The organism is Streptomyces sp. LS-MS-L19 (assembly GCF_058382285.1).
This window is the reverse complement of sequence record NZ_JBYCLL010000001.1, coordinates 4473497-4491100: the sequence shown is the minus strand read 5'-3', so window position 1 is coordinate 4491100 and position 17604 is coordinate 4473497. Positions and strand designations below refer to the sequence as shown.

At 73.0% G+C, this 17604-nt stretch carries 19 protein-coding genes; 10 read left to right on the top strand and 9 right to left on the bottom strand.

Annotated features, from left to right (window positions below):
• Positions 1-5: 5 nt before the first annotated feature.
• From AC2XR2_RS19985 to AC2XR2_RS19970, 4 genes are all read left to right on the top strand, one after another.
• A complete protein-coding gene (locus tag AC2XR2_RS19985; protein WP_449353597.1) occupies positions 6-602 on the top strand; it encodes a GNAT family N-acetyltransferase in 597 nt (198 codons plus the stop codon).
• A gap of 94 nt (positions 603-696) precedes the next feature.
• On the top strand, positions 697-1434 hold the full coding sequence (locus AC2XR2_RS19980) for a class I SAM-dependent methyltransferase (protein WP_491515882.1): 738 nt from the start codon (positions 697-699) through the stop codon (positions 1432-1434).
• Positions 1435-1473: 39 nt separating this feature from the next.
• Positions 1474-2355 (top strand): GNAT family N-acetyltransferase, encoded by an 882-nt coding sequence (locus AC2XR2_RS19975; RefSeq protein ID WP_491515881.1) that lies wholly within the window; start codon positions 1474-1476, stop codon positions 2353-2355.
• 49 nt (positions 2356-2404) lie between these two features.
• A complete protein-coding gene (locus AC2XR2_RS19970) occupies positions 2405-3265 on the top strand; it encodes a GNAT family N-acetyltransferase (RefSeq protein WP_491515880.1) in 861 nt (286 codons plus the stop codon).
• Positions 3266-3272: 7 nt separating this feature from the next.
• Here the strand turns inward: AC2XR2_RS19970 and AC2XR2_RS19965 are convergent, their stop codons facing one another.
• From AC2XR2_RS19965 to AC2XR2_RS19955, 3 genes are read right to left on the bottom strand one after another with little or no spacing between them, the layout of a single operon-like run.
• Positions 3273-3938: a pyridoxine/pyridoxamine 5'-phosphate oxidase gene (locus tag AC2XR2_RS19965; RefSeq protein WP_491515879.1), complete on the bottom strand. Its 666-nt coding sequence runs from the start codon at positions 3936-3938 to the stop codon at positions 3273-3275.
• 3 nt (positions 3939-3941) lie between these two features.
• Entirely contained in the window at positions 3942-4367 is a 426-nt protein-coding gene (locus AC2XR2_RS19960) for a pyridoxamine 5'-phosphate oxidase family protein (RefSeq protein WP_449348996.1), read from the bottom strand.
• 45 nt (positions 4368-4412) lie between these two features.
• Complete coding sequence (locus tag AC2XR2_RS19955) at positions 4413-5582, bottom strand: thiolase C-terminal domain-containing protein (protein WP_491515878.1); 1170 nt, start codon at positions 5580-5582, stop codon at positions 4413-4415.
• 82 nt (positions 5583-5664) lie between these two features.
• Between AC2XR2_RS19955 and AC2XR2_RS19950 the strand changes: the two genes are divergently transcribed.
• Complete coding sequence (locus AC2XR2_RS19950; protein WP_491515877.1) at positions 5665-7128, top strand: acyl-CoA dehydrogenase family protein; 1464 nt, start codon at positions 5665-5667, stop codon at positions 7126-7128.
• Positions 7125-7616, top strand: a complete 492-nt coding sequence (locus tag AC2XR2_RS19945) for a nitroreductase/quinone reductase family protein (protein ID WP_449353602.1) — start codon at positions 7125-7127, stop codon at positions 7614-7616. The genes AC2XR2_RS19950 and AC2XR2_RS19945 overlap by 4 nt, the downstream gene beginning before the upstream one ends.
• 57 nt (positions 7617-7673) lie before the next feature.
• Here the strand turns inward: AC2XR2_RS19945 and AC2XR2_RS19940 are convergent, their stop codons facing one another.
• A complete protein-coding gene (locus AC2XR2_RS19940) occupies positions 7674-8309 on the bottom strand; it encodes a TetR family transcriptional regulator (protein WP_123761448.1) in 636 nt (211 codons plus the stop codon).
• Positions 8310-8444: 135 nt separating this feature from the next.
• On the opposite strand from AC2XR2_RS19940, the gene kbpA reads away from it, so the two are divergent.
• The 3 genes from kbpA (at position 8445) to AC2XR2_RS19925 (ending at position 12218) form a co-directional block, all read left to right on the top strand.
• The gene (kbpA, locus tag AC2XR2_RS19935; protein ID WP_491515876.1) at positions 8445-9188 is read left to right on the top strand and encodes an AfsK-binding protein KbpA; all 744 of its coding nucleotides are present in this window, start codon (positions 8445-8447) and stop codon (positions 9186-9188) included.
• Between the two features lie 170 nt (positions 9189-9358).
• The gene (locus AC2XR2_RS19930) at positions 9359-11710 is read left to right on the top strand and encodes an outer membrane protein assembly factor BamB family protein (RefSeq protein ID WP_449353604.1); all 2352 of its coding nucleotides are present in this window, start codon (positions 9359-9361) and stop codon (positions 11708-11710) included.
• 73 nt (positions 11711-11783) lie between these two features.
• Positions 11784-12218 (top strand): hypothetical protein, encoded by a 435-nt coding sequence (locus tag AC2XR2_RS19925; protein WP_381300872.1) that lies wholly within the window; start codon positions 11784-11786, stop codon positions 12216-12218.
• Between the two features lie 3 nt (positions 12219-12221).
• On the opposite strand, the gene AC2XR2_RS19920 is transcribed toward AC2XR2_RS19925, so the two are convergent.
• The 4 genes from AC2XR2_RS19920 to AC2XR2_RS19905 are packed head-to-tail and all read right to left on the bottom strand — an operon-like array spanning position 12222 to position 15557.
• Complete coding sequence (locus tag AC2XR2_RS19920; protein ID WP_491515875.1) at positions 12222-13190, bottom strand: alpha/beta fold hydrolase; 969 nt, start codon at positions 13188-13190, stop codon at positions 12222-12224.
• A gap of 36 nt (positions 13191-13226) precedes the next feature.
• Complete coding sequence (locus AC2XR2_RS19915; RefSeq protein ID WP_491515874.1) at positions 13227-14012, bottom strand: enoyl-CoA hydratase/isomerase family protein; 786 nt, start codon at positions 14010-14012, stop codon at positions 13227-13229.
• Positions 13997-14404, bottom strand: a complete 408-nt coding sequence (locus AC2XR2_RS19910) for a Zn-ribbon domain-containing OB-fold protein (RefSeq protein ID WP_330266206.1) — start codon at positions 14402-14404, stop codon at positions 13997-13999. Before AC2XR2_RS19910 ends, AC2XR2_RS19915 begins: the two co-directional genes overlap by 16 nt.
• 1 nt (position 14405) lies before the next feature.
• Positions 14406-15557 (bottom strand): lipid-transfer protein, encoded by a 1152-nt coding sequence (locus AC2XR2_RS19905; protein WP_491515873.1) that lies wholly within the window; start codon positions 15555-15557, stop codon positions 14406-14408.
• A 105-nt stretch (positions 15558-15662) separates the two neighbouring features.
• Here AC2XR2_RS19905 and AC2XR2_RS19900 point away from each other — a divergent pair, with 105 nt between their 5' ends.
• On the top strand, positions 15663-17213 hold the full coding sequence (locus tag AC2XR2_RS19900) for a FadD3 family acyl-CoA ligase (RefSeq protein WP_491515872.1): 1551 nt from the start codon (positions 15663-15665) through the stop codon (positions 17211-17213).
• A gap of 84 nt (positions 17214-17297) precedes the next feature.
• On the opposite strand, the gene AC2XR2_RS19895 is transcribed toward AC2XR2_RS19900, so the two are convergent.
• Positions 17298-17486: a hypothetical protein gene (locus AC2XR2_RS19895; protein WP_330266209.1), complete on the bottom strand. Its 189-nt coding sequence runs from the start codon at positions 17484-17486 to the stop codon at positions 17298-17300.
• Between the last annotated feature and the right edge of the window lie 118 nt (positions 17487-17604).

The window sequence follows — 17604 nt, the reverse complement described above, 5'->3', positions numbered from 1 at the left end:
GGCGGATGACCGACGTCGACGACCAGCACCGCACCGGCCCCTTCGCCCCGCTGCACGGCCACGGCCTGCGTCTGTGCGCCTGGGAGGCGGACTCCGACGCCCAGGTCCAGGACTGGCTGCGCGCCACACTGGACCCCGAGTTCGGGCGCTGGAACACCCCCCTCACCCTGATCCACGACCTCGACGGCGCCCGGGCCGCGATACGGAACAAGGCCGACCAGGCCGCGCAGGGCACGAGCGCGTCGTACCGGATCACCGACGAGGCGACCGGTACGACGCTCGGGCACATCGGCCTCAACATGATCGACCACGTCTTCCGCACCGCCCGGGTCGGCTACTGGGTGCTCCCCGAGGCCCGCGGCCGGGGTGTCGCCACCCGCGCCCTCCGCCTCGCCGCCCGCTGGGGCCTCACCGACCTCGGCCTGCACCGCCTGGAACTGGGCCACGCCCTCGGCCACGGCGCCTCCTGCACCGTCGCCGAGCGCTGCGGCTTCCGCTACGAGGGCACACTGCGCGGCGCGATGTTCGAGGCCGGCCGCCACGACACCTTCCGCGACGCCCACCTGCACGCACGACTGGCGACGGACGGGGAGCCGGGGTGAGGGCGGGCGGCGGGAACAGGTAATGGGGGGAGTCTTAACTCGCCCTTTGCCGCAGCCCGTTGTCCTCGCCGTACGGCCTTGCCAGCATGCCGGGATGAGTGACTCCACCGCCTACGAGGGCGCCCTCGCCGACTACTTCGCCGGCAACGCGACCGACGGCCCCTACAACGCCCACACCGACCGGCCCGCCATGCTTGCGCTGGCCGGGGACGTCAGGGGCCTGCGCGTGCTGGACGTCGGCTGCGGGGCCGGGCACTACATCGCGGAGCTGCGGGCGCGGGGCGCGGCCGAGGTGGTCGGGGTCGAGGGCAGCGCGACCCTGCTGGACCACGCCCGGGAGCGCACCGGGGACGACCCCGCCGTCACCCTGCACCAGCATGACCTGGAGGAGCCCCTCGTCTTCCTGCCCAACGACTCCTTCGACCTCTGTGTCGTGGCCCTGGTCCACCATCACCTGGACGCCCGCCGGGAGTTGCTGGCGGAACTGCACCGGGTGCTGCGACCCGGCGGCACCCTGCTGCTGTCCACCGTCCACCCGACCGCCGACTGGGTCTGGCACGGCGGCTCCTACTTCGACGAGGACCGCGTGGAGACCCGCTTCGGGGACAGCGGCACCACCAACTCCTACCGCCGCATGACCATGCAGACCCTCCTCGGTGAACTCCTCGACACCGGAATGGTGTTGGAGCGGCTCGTGGAGCCACGCGCCACGGAGGCCGCCCGGCAGGTCGACGAGGCCCGCTACCGCAAGACCCACCAGACCCCGTTCTTCGTCGCGGTCCGCATGCGCAAGGTCCAGGAGGAACCGTCGGTCGAGGAAGGCCGAGCGTAATTCGCGGGCGCCGACCGCCGCCTCGAAGCATCATGAACCATGCGCCCCGACACCCGGCCCCGCACGGAGACCTGGTACCTCACCGAGGACCTCGACGACTTCCTGTCCCGCGCCGGCGCCTTCCTCCGCTCCCGCCCCGACCTGCACACCCTCGTGCTCACCGTCGTCGAGGCGCTGCGGGTGGGCGGGTCGCGGACCTACGGCGAGCAGGCGCCCTGGTTCGGGGTGCTGGAGGAGGACGGGGACGTGCGGGCGGCGTGCTTCCGGACGCCCCCGCACCGGCTGACGACCACCCCGCTCACCCCCGGCCAGGCCGACTCCCTCGCCGCCCACCTGATCGCGCGCGGCCGCCCGCTCCCCGGTGTCAACGCCGTCCAGGAGACCGCCGTAGCGTTCGCCGAGGCCTGGCACCGGCGTACGGGTGCCACGATCGGACCCCACCCGCACGGCACCCGCCTCTTCCGGCTCGGCACCCTGACCCCGCCGGAGCCGGCACCGCACGGGCGGGCCCGGATCGCCGGGGACGGGGACCGGGAGCTGCTGGCGCGCTGGTTCGGCGAGTTCCAGGAGGCCATCGGGGAGCCCGGCGGACGGGACGCCACCACCTGGACCGACACCCGGCTCGCGTACGGCGGCCTCACCCTCTGGGAGGCCCCCGACGGCACCCCCCTCGCCATGGCCGGCATCAGCCCCCTCCTCGCCGGCATGATCCGCGTCGCGCCCGTCTACACCCCGGCCGGCCTGCGCCGCCGCGGCTACGCCGGTGCCGTGACCGCCGCGGTCAGCCGCACCGCCCTCGACCGCGGCGCCGACCAGGTCCTGCTCTTCACCGACCTCGCCAACCCGACCACCAACGCCCTCTACCGGCGCCTCGGTTACCGCCCTGTGGCGGACTTCGCGGCGTACGACTTCATGGCCTGAATCCTCACGACGTCGACTTCTCGGCGGAGCCCGTCAGGGATCATGAACCATGCGACCGGACGACTGGTACCTCACCGAAGACCTCGACGACTTCCTCGCTCGCGGCGGCGCGTTCCTGCGCTCCCGCCCCGTCGCCCACATCATGCCGCTGACCTGGACCGGAAGACTGCGGACCCGGGGAGCGGCCGCCTACGGCGCCGAAGCGGCCGTCTTCGGGCTGCTGGAGCGGGACGGCGAGACGCGGGCGGCCTTCTACCGGCTCTCGCCCGACCGCGGCATCAGTCTCACCCCGCTCACCCCCGGCCAGGCCGACGGCCTCGCCGCCCGCCTGGCCGCCCTCGGACACACCCTGCCCGGCGTGAGCGCGGACCAGGACACCGCCGCCGCCTTCGCCGAGGCCTGGCGACGGCACACCGGTGTTACCGCGACCCTCCGCGTCCGGCTCCACCTGCACCGCCTCGGCACGCTCACCCCGCCGCGGCCGTTCCCGGAGGGCCGGGGCCGGGTCGCGGGCGAGCAGGATCTGGAGCACCTCATCAGCCTGTGCCGCGGGTTCGCGGCGGACGTGGGCGAGGACGTCACCATCGACGCCGACACCTGGCCCAGCACCCGCTTCGCCGACAAGAGCTACACGTTCTGGGAGACCCCCGACGGCACCCCCGTCTCCATGGCCGGCCTGAACCCGATGGTCGCGGGCCTCAGCCAGGTGGACCCCGTCTACACACCGGCCGCCCTGCGCGGCCACGGCTACGCGGCCGCCGCCACGGTCGAGGTCAGCCAGGCCGCGCTCGACGCGGGCGCCACGGACGTCGTCCTGTTCACGGACGCGGCCAACCCCACCAGCAACGCCCTCTACCGGCGCCTCGGTTACGTCCCGGTCGTCGACTGGGCCGGGTACGCCTTCGCGTAGACCGACGTCACGGCCACAGCAGCTCCCGCACCCAACCCCCGTCCCGGCGCCGGTAGTCGAGCCGCACATGCCGGCGGCGCTCGTCGCCCTGGAAGAACTCCACCTCCTCGGGCGCGAGCCGGTACAGCGTCCACGACGGGACGGGCGCGGCGGGCTCCCGCCGTGCCCGTTCCCAGGACTCCTCGGAGGCCCGCGCCAACTCGTCCAGCGAGCCCAGGACTTCGCTCTGCCGCCCGGTGAGCGCGGCCGCCAGCGCCCCGGTCGAGCGGGCGTGCAGATCCGCCTGCCCCTCCCCGGAGGGCGCCGCGGTCACCGGCCCCCGCACCCGCACCTGCCGGCCCAGCACCGGCCAGTAGAAACCCAGCGCGGCATACGGCCGTACCGCCAGGTGCCCGCCCTTGCGGCTGTGGGCGTGGCTCGCGAAGGCCCAGCCGTCCGCGTCGGCACCGTGCAGCATCACCGTGCGCACGTCCGGGCGGCCCTCCGCGTCCGCCGTGGCCAGGGACATGGTGTGCGGCTCGGTCTGCCCGGCCGCCACCGCCTCCGCGAACCACGTGGTGAACAGCTCCAGCGGGGTCGCGGGCGCGGCGGCGGGGTCGAAGGCGGGCAGCGCGGTGACCTCCGGGTCCCACACCCGCAGTGACCTGAGCAGTTCGTGAAGATCCGTTGCCATGCCTCAGACGGTACCGAGGTCGGACGTCAGCCACCGCTCGGGCCGCATCCGTACGACGACCTGCGCGCCGTGGTTCTTCCACGCGAAGTCGACGTAGTCGTCCACCTTCCCGGCCGGCAGATAGCGGGCGGAGATCTCCCGGAGGTCCTCCAGGGTGCCCGGGCGGGTGTCGAGGACCGGTCCCTCGACGGACACGTACCGGATGGTGGGCTCGACGCGCTCGACCAGCAGGGAGAAGCGGCCGGCCGCCTCGATGAGCCGGTGCTTGCGCGACCCGTCACCGGTCATGATCCACAGGTCGCCGCCCGGCGCGTACTGGTACCAGATCGGCACGGTGAGCGGCGCGCGCCCCTCACCCGCGTCGACCGCCAGCGCGGCGACATGCGGCTCGGCCAGGAACTGTTCACGTTGCGCGTGCGTCAGGGCCATACCGTGCAGGGTACTTCGGCCGGGGGAGAGGGGCGCCGTCGTGCCCTATCGCCCCAGCACCACCGTCCCCGAGGAGCAGAACCACCCACCCGTCCCCGAGGCCACCGCGAGCCCGGGCGCCGACCCGTCCCGGCGCCGCACCTGCCGCGCGCCCGCCTCCCCACGCAGCTGCCGTACGGCCTCCACCAGCAGGAACAGCCCGCGCATGCCGGGGTGTTGGGCGGAAAGGCCACCCCCGTCGGTGTTGACCGGCAGGTCCCCGCCCTCGACCAGCAGCCGCCCCTTCTCCACGAAGGAGCCGCCCTCGCCCTTCGCGCAGAAGCCGAGGTCCTCCAGCGTCACCAGGGTCATGTAGGTGAAGGCGTCGTAGATCTCGGCGAGTTCGACCTCCTCCGGCCGCACCCCGGCCCGCTCGAAGGCCAGCCGCCCGCTCACCGCGGCCGGGGACACCGTGAAGTCGGGCCACTCGGACATGCTGACGTGTGACACGTGCTCCCCGGTGCCGAGCACCCAGACGGGGGCGGTACGGCAGTCCCGTACGTACTCCTCGGCCACCAGCAGCACCGCCGCGCCACCGTCGGAGCGGATGCAGCAGTGCAGCTTGGTGAAGGGGTCCGCGATCATCGGACCCGACAGCACGTCGTCCACGGTGATCGGGTCGCGGAACATCGCCTCGGGGTTCAGGGCTGCGTTGGCCCGTGCCTGTACGGCGACGGACGCCAACTGCTCGATCGTCGTGCCGTGTTCGATCATGTGGCGGCGGGCCGCCATCGCGTACTTGGCGATCAGGGTGTGGCCGTAGGGCACCTCGAACTGGAGCGGGCCGCGGGCGCCGAAGGAGAGCGTGCCGGTGCGGCGGCCCGCCTTGATGTCGGCGCGGGCCGTGGAGCCGTAGACCAGCAGCACCGCGTTCGCGTGCCCGGCGGCGATCGCGTCGGCCGCGTGCGCCGCCATCACCTCCCAGGTGGAGCCGCCGACGGAGGTCGAGTCGACCCAGGTGGGGCGCAGGCCCAGGTACTCGGCGACCTCCGCGGGGGCGAGGGTGCCGGTGCCGGCGGAGGCCAGGCCGTCCACGAGGGACCGGTCCAGGCCCGCGTCGGCCAGCGCGCGGCGGGCGGCCTGGGCGTGCAGCGCGTAGGGGGTCGTGTCGTCCACGCGGCCGCAGTCCGCGAGGGCCACGCCGGTGATCGCGACTTTCCGGCTCCCGGGGGGCATGAGGGGCCTCCTGCCTCTGGGCAACTGGTGCGGGCGCTCCTAATATGACGGACCGTCAGATCCGGAGGGAAGAGGAAGAGCCATGGACGCTCGCTTCACCGCCGAACAGGACGAGATCCGGGGTGCGTTGCGGGAGCTGCTGCGCAGGCGCTGCGGTCCGCGCGAGCTGCGGAGCGCGCTCGACACCCCGGCCGGCCACGACCCGGCGCTGTGGACGGCCCTCGCCGGACAGCTGGGGCTGCCGGGTCTTGCCCTGCCCGAGGAGTACGGCGGTGTGGGATGCTCGGCGACCGAACTGGCCCTGGCCTGCGAGGAGACGGGCCGAGTGCTGGCCCCCACGCCAATGCTGGCGACCGCGGTCCTCGCCGCCCCACTGCTGCTGGCCCTCGGTACGGAGAAACAGCGCGCGGACCTGCTGCCCCGCATCGCCTCCGGCACCCTGACCGCCACCCTCGCGGCACCCCCGGGCACGGCCCTCGCGCTCACCTGCGGCAATGAGGGGGAGTGGGCGGGGGGTGGGCGCGCGGGGGGAGTGCAGGCACGGCTCGTACGTGGCGAGGGTCCCGACACGGGTGCTGCACAGCGCCCGCCGAGAGCCGCCGCCGTGCCGGGCCGGTCGGGACGTGGGCCGGGGGCTGCTTCCGGTGGGCCGGACGGGGTGGGGGCCGTTTCCGGTGGCGCGGGAGCCGCGCCCGGTGGCTCGGACGCCGCTCCCCCCGCCCGGGGCCCCGCCCCCGCCGGCTCACGAGACGCCCCGGCGGGCGCAGCCTCCACATCCTCCACACCGCCCGCAGCCCCCCGAGCCGCCGCCCCGCGGTCCGCCTGGCGGCTCTACGGCCAGGTCGATCAAGTGCTTGACGGGCATACCGCCGATCTCCTGCTCGTCGCCGCCCACGCGGGCGGCTTCGCCCGCTCGCGCACCCTGCTCTTCCTGGTCCCCGGCGACGCCCCCGGGCTCGTCCGCACCCGGCAGACCGCTCTCGACGCCACCCGCCCCCAGGCCCGCGTCCAACTCCGTGATGTCGAAGCCGAGTTGCTGGGCGACGACGACAAGGCCGACGTGCTCGGAGAGCTGGCCCGGCTCGGGGACACCGTCGCCGCCGTCCTCGCGTGCGAGGCCGTCGGGGCCGCCGACCGGGCGCTGGAGCGGACCGTCGAACACGTCGGGCAGCGGGAGCAGTTCGGGCGGGTGATCGGGTCCTTCCAGGCCGTGAAGCACCGGCTCGCCGACGTGTACGTGCAGCTCCAGGCGGCCCGCTCGGCCGCCTACTACGCCGCGTGGGCCGCCGGACAGGACGGACAGGACGGACAGAGCGAGCAGCGGGTCGGGGGGCTCGCCCTCGCCCAGGCCCTGGAGGCGCTGCGCACCGCCGCCGCCGAGGGCATCCAGCTGCACGGCGGGATCGGTTTCACCTGGGAGCACGAGGCGCACCTCTACTTCAAGCGCGCCACCGGTGACGACCTGCTCTTCGGCCCCGCGCACCGGCTGCGGGCGCACGCCGCCGACGCGGCACGGCTCTTCGAGCGGACGGAGGTCTCGGTGTGATCGGGGAACGGATCGTCCAGAAGGTGTCCTCCACGCGCGGCTTCGCCAAGGTCGCGCCGCATGTGATCCCCGCACTGGACCGGGCCGTGCACCGGCTCACCCGGGGAAAAGTCCTGCTCAGCGCCCAGATGCTGCCGGGGGTGATCCTCACCTCGACAGGCGCGCGCAGCGGACTGCCCCGGCGGACCCCGCTGGCCTGCATGCCCGAGGACGAGGGCCGCTCCTGGATCCTCATCGGCTCCAACTTCGGCCGCGACGGACACCCCGCCTGGACCGCCAACCTCATCGCCCACCCCGACGCCGAGGTCAGCTGGAAGGGTGCGGACATCCCGGTCAGGGCGACCCTGCTGGCCGGTGAGGAGCGGACGGCCGTGTGGAAGACCGCGCTGGCGTTCTGGCCGCCGTACGCCACCTATCAGGCGCGGGTGGAGCGGGAGATACGGCTCTTCCGGATCGTACGCACGACAGGCGGCCGTCCACCCGAGTGAACAGCCGCCTGCCTGACAGGACTTGAAACCGGAAAGCCGAGGAAGAGGGGGTACGCGCTACTTCGTCGGCTTCTTCCCGGTGACACCCAGGTGCACCAACAGCGCCAGGTTGGGCTTGAGTTCAGCCTGCTTGACGCCCCACGTCTGGAAGCCCTTCTGGTGCGAGGCCACCGCCGCGAGCATCGCGACGAGGGAGCCCGCGACCGCGGCCGGGTTGACGTCCTTGTCGACCTTGCCCTTGGACTGGAGCTCGGCGACCGCGTCCGCGAGGGAGTTGTTCACCGAGTTGAGGATCTTCATGCGGAGTTTGTAGAAGCGCTTGTCGCCCTCGGCGGCCCCGAGGTCGACCACGCGCAGGATGGCGTCGTTCTTGCGCCAGAACTCCAGGAAGCCGTCCACGAGTTCCTGCGCGGTCTGCCACCCCGCCTTGCCGACCCACGACCGGCCCTCCAGCAGCGCGGTCAACTGGCCGCCCTCGGTGGCCATTTGCTCGGCGATCTCCAGGACGGCGCCCTCGACGTCCGGGAAGTACTGGTAGAAGGTCGCGGGCGAAGTGCCCGCCTTCCGGGCGACATCGATGACCTTGACGTCCCGGTAAGGGGAGGAGCTGAGCATCTCGCTGAGGCAGTCGAGCAGCTTCTGCCGGGTCGCCTGCCCACGCCGACCGGCCACGCGGCCGTCGACGGTACGCACTTGTCCTGTCATGCCGTCAGCTTACCGAGGGGTGATCGGAGCGCGATTCGGCCGACTGCAAATGGGGTGCGGGGGGTCCGGGAGGCGGGTGTGCCTGGTCCTGCGGGGTGCGTGAGTCGCCGTTACTTTGACGGTATGGCCGAAAACAGGGCATCCGCAGACGGAACGGGATACGGCGAGGGCGTCCCCTGCTGGGTGGACGCGCAGCTGCCCGACGTGGCCGCCGGACGGCGCTTCTACGGTGAGCTCTTCGGGTGGACCTTCCGGGACGCGCCCGGCGGCTCGGTGTGGGCCCTTCGCGACGGCGAGCCGGTCGCCGGGCTCGGCCGCAAGACCGACGGGCGGATGCCCACCGTGTGGACGGTCTACTTCGCCACCCCGGACATCGAGGGCCTCGCCGACCGGATCTGGGCGGCCGGCGGACAGGTCGTCACCGCCCCGATGCCGGTCGCCGATCTCGGCACGTCCGCGCTGGTCACCGATCCGGAGGGGGCGGTCTTCGCGCTCTGGGAGCCCGCCGGTCACCAGGGCTTCGGGGTCCGGCACAAGCCCGGCGCCTTCGCCTGGGCGGAGCTGTACGCCCGGGACACCGAGGCCGCCAACACCTTCTACGGCGGGCTCTTCCACGACGCCCTCTTCGGCCCCGGCTCCCACCCCGACTTCGGCCGGGCCCCCGTCGCCGACGTGTTCCCCGCCGAGATGCCGCCCCATTTCCTCGTCCACTTCCAGGTGGCGGACTGCGAGGCCGCGCTCGGGACGGTCGGCCGACTCGGCGGACGGGTCCAGGCGCCGCCATTCGAGACGTCGTACGGAAAAGTGGCCGTCGTCACCGACAATCAAGGGGCGTCCTTCGCCGTTCTGGAACGGCCGGAGCGGTAGAAGATACCGCTTTGATGTGAGACATCCCATTTGACCCCGGGTTCGCCACCAGGCCTCCGGCCAGGAAGAATCAGGGTTGCGTGCCGCCATGGCGGTGCGGTGGTGAGACGCTGCACGGGGTCGCGTACATATGTGGGTGGCGCGGCTTGTACGGGGAGGTGGCAGGCAGAGTGGTGGATCAGCTGACGCAGCACGATCCGCGCAGGATCGGGCCGTTCGAGGTGCTGGGCCGGCTGGGTGCCGGCGGCATGGGGCTGGTCTATCTCGCGCGCTCGGCTTCGGGCCGGCGGGTGGCGATCAAGACGGTCCGTACGGAGCTCGCCGAGGACCAGCTCTTCCGGGTCCGCTTCACCCGTGAGGTGGAGGCGGCCCGGGCGGTCTCCGGCTTCTACACGGCGGCCGTGGTCGACGCCGACCCCCGCGCGGCCGTGCCGTGGCTCGCCACCGCGTACGTCCCCGCGCCCTCCCTCGAGGAGATAGTGAACGAGTGCGGGCCGCTCCCGGCCCAGGCGGTGCGCTGGTTCGCGGCGGGCGTCGCCGAGGCCCTCCAGTCCATCCACGGCGCCGGACTGGTCCACCGCGACCTCAAACCCTCCAACGTCCTCGTCGTGGAGGACGGCCCCCGCGTGATCGACTTCGGCATCGCGTCCGGGGTCTCGAACACCCGTTTGACGATGACGAACGTCGCCGTCGGCACCCCCGCCTACATGTCCCCCGAGCAGGCCAAGGACTCCCGCAGCGTCACCGGCGCGAGCGACGTCTTCTCGCTCGGCTCCATGCTGGTCTTCGCCGCCACCGGCCACCCGCCCTTCCACGGCGCCAACCCGGTCGAGACGGTGTTCATGCTGCTCCGGGAGGGCCCCGACCTCGAAGGCCTGCCGGACGAGCTGCGCCCGCTCATCGAGTCCTGCATGCAGATGGAGGCCACCGCCCGCCCCAACCCGGCCGACCTCCAGGCCCAGCTGGCACCCCACCTCTTCGGCTCCGGCTCGGACGACAGCGGTACGGCGTCGGCGTGGCTGCCCGAGAAGGCCGTGGCCCTGATCGAGTCCCGGCGCGGCGGCCGGCCGGCGCCCACCCAGACCGGCGGGGCCCGCAGCGGGGGCGGCCGCCCCGCGGTCGTACCGCCGCCGCCCTCCTACGACCCGGTGCCGCCCGCGCCGGTCCCCGTCGGCGCCCCGGACACCGGCCCGGTGCGGCTCGCGGGCGCCCAGGTGCCCATCGGGCCCGGACCGCGCGTGGCCGACGCCCGCGCCGCCGCCGTGAAGGCGCCCCCGCCGGAGGCCGGCCTGGTCGCCTCCTGGTCCCGGCCGCGCCCCGGCGTCAACGGCACCGACGCGGCCGTGGGCCCCGCCGTCCCGTCCCCGCCGCCCGCGCCCCCGGAGACCGCGACCGGCTGGCGCCCCTGGCGCTTCCGCATGTCGAACGACGTGTGGGGCACCCCGGCCGTCGCCGGCGACCTCGTCTACGTCACCTCCTTCGAGGTGCACGCCCTCGACGTCGCGACCGGCCGCCGCCGCTTCAAGACCCGGGACGTGGCCTGGTCGATGGCGGTCGCGGACGGCCGTATCCACGCCTCCGACGGCCCCACCCTGTTCGCCCTGGACGCCCGCGAGGGCGCCGACCAGTGGCGGCTGAGCACCGACGCCTGGGTGTACTCCCTCAAGGCCGAGCGCGGCACCGTCATCACCGGCACCCGCGGCGGTGGCGTCCAGGCCTGGGACGCCTCCAACGGGCACAAGCTCTGGGAGATCGCCGGCTGCCAGACCGACTTCGAGTCCCCGGAGGCGGGCCCCGCGCTCCACGAGGGCACGGTCTACGTCTGGCAGGAGGGCCGGCTGCGCGCCCTGGACGCCCGTACCGGCGAGGAGCGCTGGGCGTTCCCCATCGGTGACGCGGCCTCCTGCGGCGGGGTGCCGGTCCGGGTGGCGCAGGCCCACGACGGATACGTGTACATCTCGGCCGGGACCCGCGTCATGGCCCTGGAGGTGGCCACCGGCCGGGTCCGCTGGCACTTCGAGGCCCCGGCGGCCTTCCTGTGCCCGCCCACCTTCGTGCCGGGCGCCGCGGTCACCGGCGGCGGGGTCTACCTCGCCGACTACCTCGGCACGGTGTACGCCCTCGACGCGGTGGACGGCCGGGACCGGTGGCGCATCGCGACCGAGGCCCGCGCCTCGGTCGAGCCGGTGCTGGTCGCCGGGGGCCATGTGCACGTGGGCAGCGGCAAGGGGCTGTACACCCTCGACGCCGTCACCGGTACGCCCAAGTGGCGGTTCCAGGCGGGCGGCGACATCGTGGGGGCGCCCGCGGTGGCCGAGGGCCGTATCCACTTCGGCTCCACCGACCACCTCCTGTACACCCTGAAGGCCGACGACGGCCGCCTGCGCTGGAAGCTGGCGACCGGCGGGGAGATCACCGGATCGCCGGTGGTCAAGGACGGCGTGGTGTACGCGTGCAGCAAGGACCGCTGCGTGTACGCGCTGGACGCGGAGAAGGGGACGGGGACGGCGAGGGCCACCTGAGCGGGCTGTCAGTGGCCCCCATTAGAGTGATCGCATGTATTCACGGGGGCGTGTTCTCAGGTTCACGGCGGTCATGGCGACGGTGGTGCTCGCGCTGACGGGCTTCTCCAGCGGGCACAAGAGCAGCGGGCGGCACAAGAGCCACAGCGACAGTGACAGTGGCGGGGGGTGCAGCAGCTCCAGCCAGGACCACGACAGCTACACGCCGCGCACCACCGGCACCCGGCGCACCTCGACGCTAGAGGACGGCACGGCGACACTGGTGAGCTGCGCGACGAAGGCGGCCCCCTATCTGACGGCCGAGGTCAGCAACCCGAACAGCCGTCAGGGCACCTTCGAGGTCACGGTCTCCTTCACCGACGCCTCCGGCCGGACGCTGGGCTCCGCCGACCAGCGGGTCACGGTGGCCGCCAGAGGCACCTCGAAGGTCCAGGTGCGGGCGAGTCAGGCCGTCCTGGCGAAGCTCGACCAGTGCTGGGTCGAGCCGGAAGCCGACCTGGTCGACTGACCGTCAGCCCCGCAGCCCCGTCAGGAAGTCGAGCAGGACCGCGTTCACCTCGTCCGGCCGCTCCTGCTGGGTCCAGTGGCCGCAGCCCGGGAGCACCACCGGGTCGCGGACCAGGTTCGGCATCAGCTGCGGGAGCTTCTCGATCAGTTCCGGCGTTCCCGGGAACGCCGGGACCAGATCCCGGTCGCCGTACATGTACAGGGCGGGCGGGGTGACCCTCGCGCCGTGCCAAGCGGCCGTCAGTTCCCAGTTGCGGTCCAGGTTGCGGTACCAGTTGAGGGCGCCGGTGAAGCCCTGGGCGTAGCTCGCGGCGAGTTCGTCGAGGTCGGCCTCGGTGAGCCAGGCGGGGAGTTCCACGGGGTCGGGCATGTCCGCGAGCCAGCCGCGGTCCGGGTCGGTCACCAGGGCCTGCTCGTAGCGCCCGGCGCCGGGGCCGTCGCCCGAGGCGCCGTACAGCAGCCTGCGCAGGGCCGCCCGCGGGTCCTTGCCGAACTCGGCGTCGGCCACCCCGGGCAGGTTGAAGTAGTTCCAGTAGAAGTGCCCGTCGAACCGTTCCTGCATGGTCCTGAGCGGCGGTCGCTCCCCGCGGAACGGCGGCGGCACGCTCAGCCCCGCCACCCCGCGCACCACGTCCGGCCGCAGCAGCGCGGTGTGCCAGGCGACCGGCGCCCCCCAGTCGTGCCCGACGACGAACGCCCGCTCCTCGCCCAGCGCGTGGACCAGCCCGACGACATCGCCGACCAGGTGCAGGATGCTGTACGCCGACACGTCCTCGGGATGCTCGCTGGTGCCGTATCCGCGCTGGTCGGGCGCGACCACCCGGAAGCCGGCCGCGGCCAGCGGGGCGAACTGGTGGCGCCAGGAGTGCCAGGACTCCGGGAAGCCGTGCAGCAGCACGACGAGCGGTCCCGCGCCTTCCTCGGCGATGTGCAGCCGTATGCCGTTCACGTCGACCGTGCGATGTTCAACCATGGGGCGAGCATACGCCTGTACAGGGCACCGAAATTGCTAACGCAATCGGAATTCGGGGCGCCGGGAACGGAACAGGCCGGTCTGCCGGTCCAGGGGGAGGTTCCCCAGTGAGACGAGGTGGGGCGCCTGCGCGAACCCCTGCCGCACGGCGCCCTCCTTCGCCGCCCAGAGCGCGCGGACCGTGCCCTGCACCCCCTCCGGCGGATACCCGGCGATGACCTCGGCGGCCGCGACCGCCGCCGCCAACGACTCGCCCGGTTCGGTGACTTCGGTGACCAGTCCGATGGTGTGGGCGCGGTCGGCGGAGAGCCGTTCCGCCGTTCCCATGAGCGCCGTGCGGGCGGCCTCCCCGTGTGGCATGACCTGGGCCATGAGCACCGACTCGTAGGCGCTGACCATTCCGTAGGTGGTGTGCGGGTCGAAGAAGGTGGCGACGGGGTCGGCGATCAGGAAGTCGCACTCGCCGAGGAGGTAGAAGGCGCCGCCGCAGGCCATCCCGTTGACGGCGGCGACGACCGGCTTCCACAGGTCGTTGGACTTCGGCCCGACGTGCAGCAGCGGATCGTCGGCCATGTAGGGGGAGTTGGGCTGCGGCACCTCGGCGTCCCGGTCGAGGCCCGTGCAGAAGGCCCGCTCCCCGGCGCCGGTGAGGACCACCGCCCGTACCGAGTCGACGAACCGCAACTCCCCCCAGGCGGCCACGAGTTCGTCCCGCATCGCGAGGTCGATGGCGTTGAGCCTGTCGGACCGGTCGAGGGTGACGACCGCGACCCCGGTGTCCTTGTCGGCGCTCACCCGCAGCCCGCTCACGCGAGCACCCACTGCGGAAGCCCGTCCGAGAAGACCACGTGCACCCGGGCGCCGATGCGGATCCGGCGCGGATCAAGGGAGTTGAGCGCGGCCCCGGCGGCGCTGACCAGGTTGCCCACCAGCCGGATCCGCGGCGCCTCCTCCAGCTCGACCACGATCACGTTGTACGGCGCCTGTGCCGCGTAGTCGGGCAGCAGGGGCGGGTGCGGGACGACGTAGGACCAGACGCGGCCGCGCCCGGAGACCCGGCGCCACTCCTGCTCGAACGACTGGCAGTGCGGGCAGCAGGGGCGGGGCGGGAAGCGGAGTTCGCCGCAGTCGGCGCAGGCCTGGACGCGGAGTTCGCCGCGGGCCGCGTACTCCCAGAAGGGGGCGCCCGTGGCGTCCTTCACCGGTTCGAGCATGTCAGCTCCTGTTGGTCAGCAGCAGGGCGGAGGTGGGGACGCCCTCGCCGGCGGTGACGAGGCAGGTGGCGGCGTCCGGTACCTGGGCGGTGCTGGTGCCGCGCAGTTGCCGTACGCCTTCGTCGATGAGGTTGAAGCCGTGCACATAGGCCTCGGACAGGCCGCCCCCGCCGGTGTTGATCGGCAGCCGCCCGCCGGTCTCCAGGGCGCCCTGTTCGGTGAACGCGCCGCCCTCGCCGCGCCCGCAGAAGCCGTACCCCTCCAGGGAGAGCGGGACGAGGGCGGTGAACGCGTCGTAGATCTGGGCCACGTCGACGTCCTGCGGGGTGAAGTCGGCGTGTTTCCACAGGTGCCGGGCGGCGGTCCAGGCGGGGCCGGTGAGCGGGTCGTCGTTCCAGTAGTTGACCATGCCGTGGTGCTGGGTGGGCAGGCCCTGGGCGGCGGAGTGGACGTAGACGGGGGTGTGCGGGCAGTCCCGGGCGCGCTCCCTGCTGACGACCACGCACGCCAACGCCCCGTCGGTCTCGAGGCAGTTGTCGAAGAGGCACAGGGGTTCGCTGATCCAGCGGGACGTCATGTACATCTCGCGGGTCAGGGGGCGGTCGTACATGATCGCGGCCGGGTTCTGGTTGGCGCGGTTGCGGCAGGCGAGGGCGACGTTGAAGAGGTGGTCGCGGGTGGCGCCGTACTCGTGCATGTAGCGGCGGGTGAGCATGGCTATCTCGTCGGCGGGCCGGAGCAGCCCGAAGGGTCTCGTCCACTGGGCCGGGGTGGGGAGTTGGACGGTGGTGTTGGTCCAGGGGCGGGGGCCCGAGCCGCGCTTGCGGGACCGCCAGGCGACCCCGACCGTGGCCTGGCCGCTCGCGATGGCCGCCGCGAGGTGGGCGACCGTCGCGCACGAACCGCCGCCGCCGTAACCGGCCTTGCTGAAGAAGGTGAGGTCGCCGAGGCCGACGGCCTTGGCGAGCTCGACCTCGTCGGTCTCCTCCATGGTGTACGAGGCGAGGGCGTCGACCTCGCCCGGGGCGATCCCGGCGTCGTCGAGGGCGGCGAGAACGGCCCGGCAGGCCAGGGTCCTCTCGTCCTCGGCGAGGTTCTTCGCGAACCGGGTCCGTCCGATGCCCACGATCGCCGTGGCGTCCTTGAGGGTCACGCTGCACGCACCTCCGCACACTGTGAGGCCTGCTGACAGCCCGTCAGGCTACAGCTAATCTGACGGGTAGTCAGCTAACGCGTTTCCGCTTTCGGGGAGGCCGATGTGGAGTGGCGCAGCATCCCGGAGCTGGTCCGGTGGGCGGCGGAGCGGTACGGCTCGGCGGAGGCGGTCGTGGAGGGCCGCAACCGGGTCACCTACGGCGAGTTGGGCGCCCGGGTGGAGCGCGCGGCTGCGGCCTGCCTCGCGAACGGCGTACGGCCCGGCGACCGGGTGGCCGTCTGGGCGCCCAACTCCCTGGACTGGATGGTCGCGGCGCTGGGCGCGGTGTCGGCGGGCGCGGTCCTGGTGCCCCTCAACACCCGCTTCAAGGGCACCGAGGCCGCGGACGTGCTGCGCCGCAGCGGGACGCGGCTGCTGTTCATCACCGGCACCTTCCTGGGCACGTCGTACGTGGCGTCACTGCGCCGGGCGGTCGCGGACGGGCCGGGCCTCCCGGACCTGGAGCAGGTCGTGGTGCTGTCGGACGACGCGCCCGCGGACTACCGCACCTGGAAGGACTTCCTGGCGAGCGGGGACGGGGTGGGGGAGGCGGAGGTGCGGGCGCGGGCGCTGGCCGTGACCCCGGACCAGCCGTCGGACATCGTCTTCACCTCGGGGACCACCGGGCGTCCCAAGGGCGCCGTGATCACCCACGAGCAGACCCTGCGGGCGTACGAGGTCTGGTGCGACCTGGCCGGGTTGCGGCAGGGCGACCGCTACCTCATCGTCAACCCCTTCTTCCACACCTTCGGTTACAAGGCCGGGGTGATCGCCTGTCTGATGCGCGGGGCGACGATGATCCCGCAGCCGGTGTTCAACGTGGACACCGTGCTCGCGAACATAGCGGCGGAACGCGTCTCGGTCCTCCCGGGCCCGCCCACCCTCCACCAGTCCCTCCTGGACCACCCGGCACGGGCCTCCCACGACCTGTCCGCCCTGCGCCTGGTGGTGACCGGCGCGGCAGTCGTCCCGCTCCGGCTGGTCGAGCAACTGCACGGCGAACTGGGCGTGGAGACCGTCCTGACCGCCTACGGCCTCTCGGAGGCCAGCGGCATCGTCACGATGTGCCGCCGCGGGGACCCGCTCCCGGTGATCGCGTCGACCTCGGGCCGGGCCATCCCCGGCACGGAGGTGCGGGTGCAGGCGCCGCCCGGGCAGCCCGGCGAGGTCCTGGTCCGCGGCTTCAACGTGATGCGCGGCTACTACGAGGACGAGGCGGCCACCGCGGAGGCGGTCACGGAGGACGGCTGGCTGCGCACGGGAGACGTCGGCGTCCTGGACCCCTCGGGCAACCTCCGCATCACCGACCGCCTGAAGGACATGTACATCGTCGGCGGCTTCAACGCGTACCCGGCGGAGATAGAGCAACTGCTCGGCCTGCACCCGGCGGTGGCCGACGTCGCGGTCATCGGAGTCCCCGACACCCGCCTCGGCGAGGTCGGCAAGGCATACGTGGTCCGCCGCCCGGCCTCGACCCTGACCGCCGATGACCTGATCGCCTGGGCCCGCCGCGAGATGGCCAACTACAAGGTCCCGAGAACGGTGGAGTTCGTACCGGAACTCCCACGGAACGCGAGCGGGAAGGTGGTGAAGGGGGAGCTGCGGCGGCTCTGAAGCGCCCGCCCCCGGGCACGCCTCGGCCGCGGCGGCTTCCCCTCCGTGCCGCCGCGGCCGATCCCCGTGTGTGGAAAGTCCTTGTCAGGCCTTCTCGTCGGTGGCGTGGTTGTCGAGCGGCTTGACCACGCCGTCCGTCGTGCCGGCGGCCGCCGTGACGACCTTCTCGGTGCCGGTGGCGTGGTTGTCGAGCGGCTTGAGCTCGTCCTCGGTCCCCGTGGCGTGGTTGTCGAGCGGCTTGAGCGTGCCGTCCTGCTTCTCGGTTTCACTCATGGGTGGTGACTCTCCCGGTTCAGTGATGGGCGATGCCCGCCCGGCGGCTCCCCCGAGGGCCGCCGGGCGGACAGGTCAGGGTCGGTAACCCTAGCGATGGAGAACACCGCTGACCCGT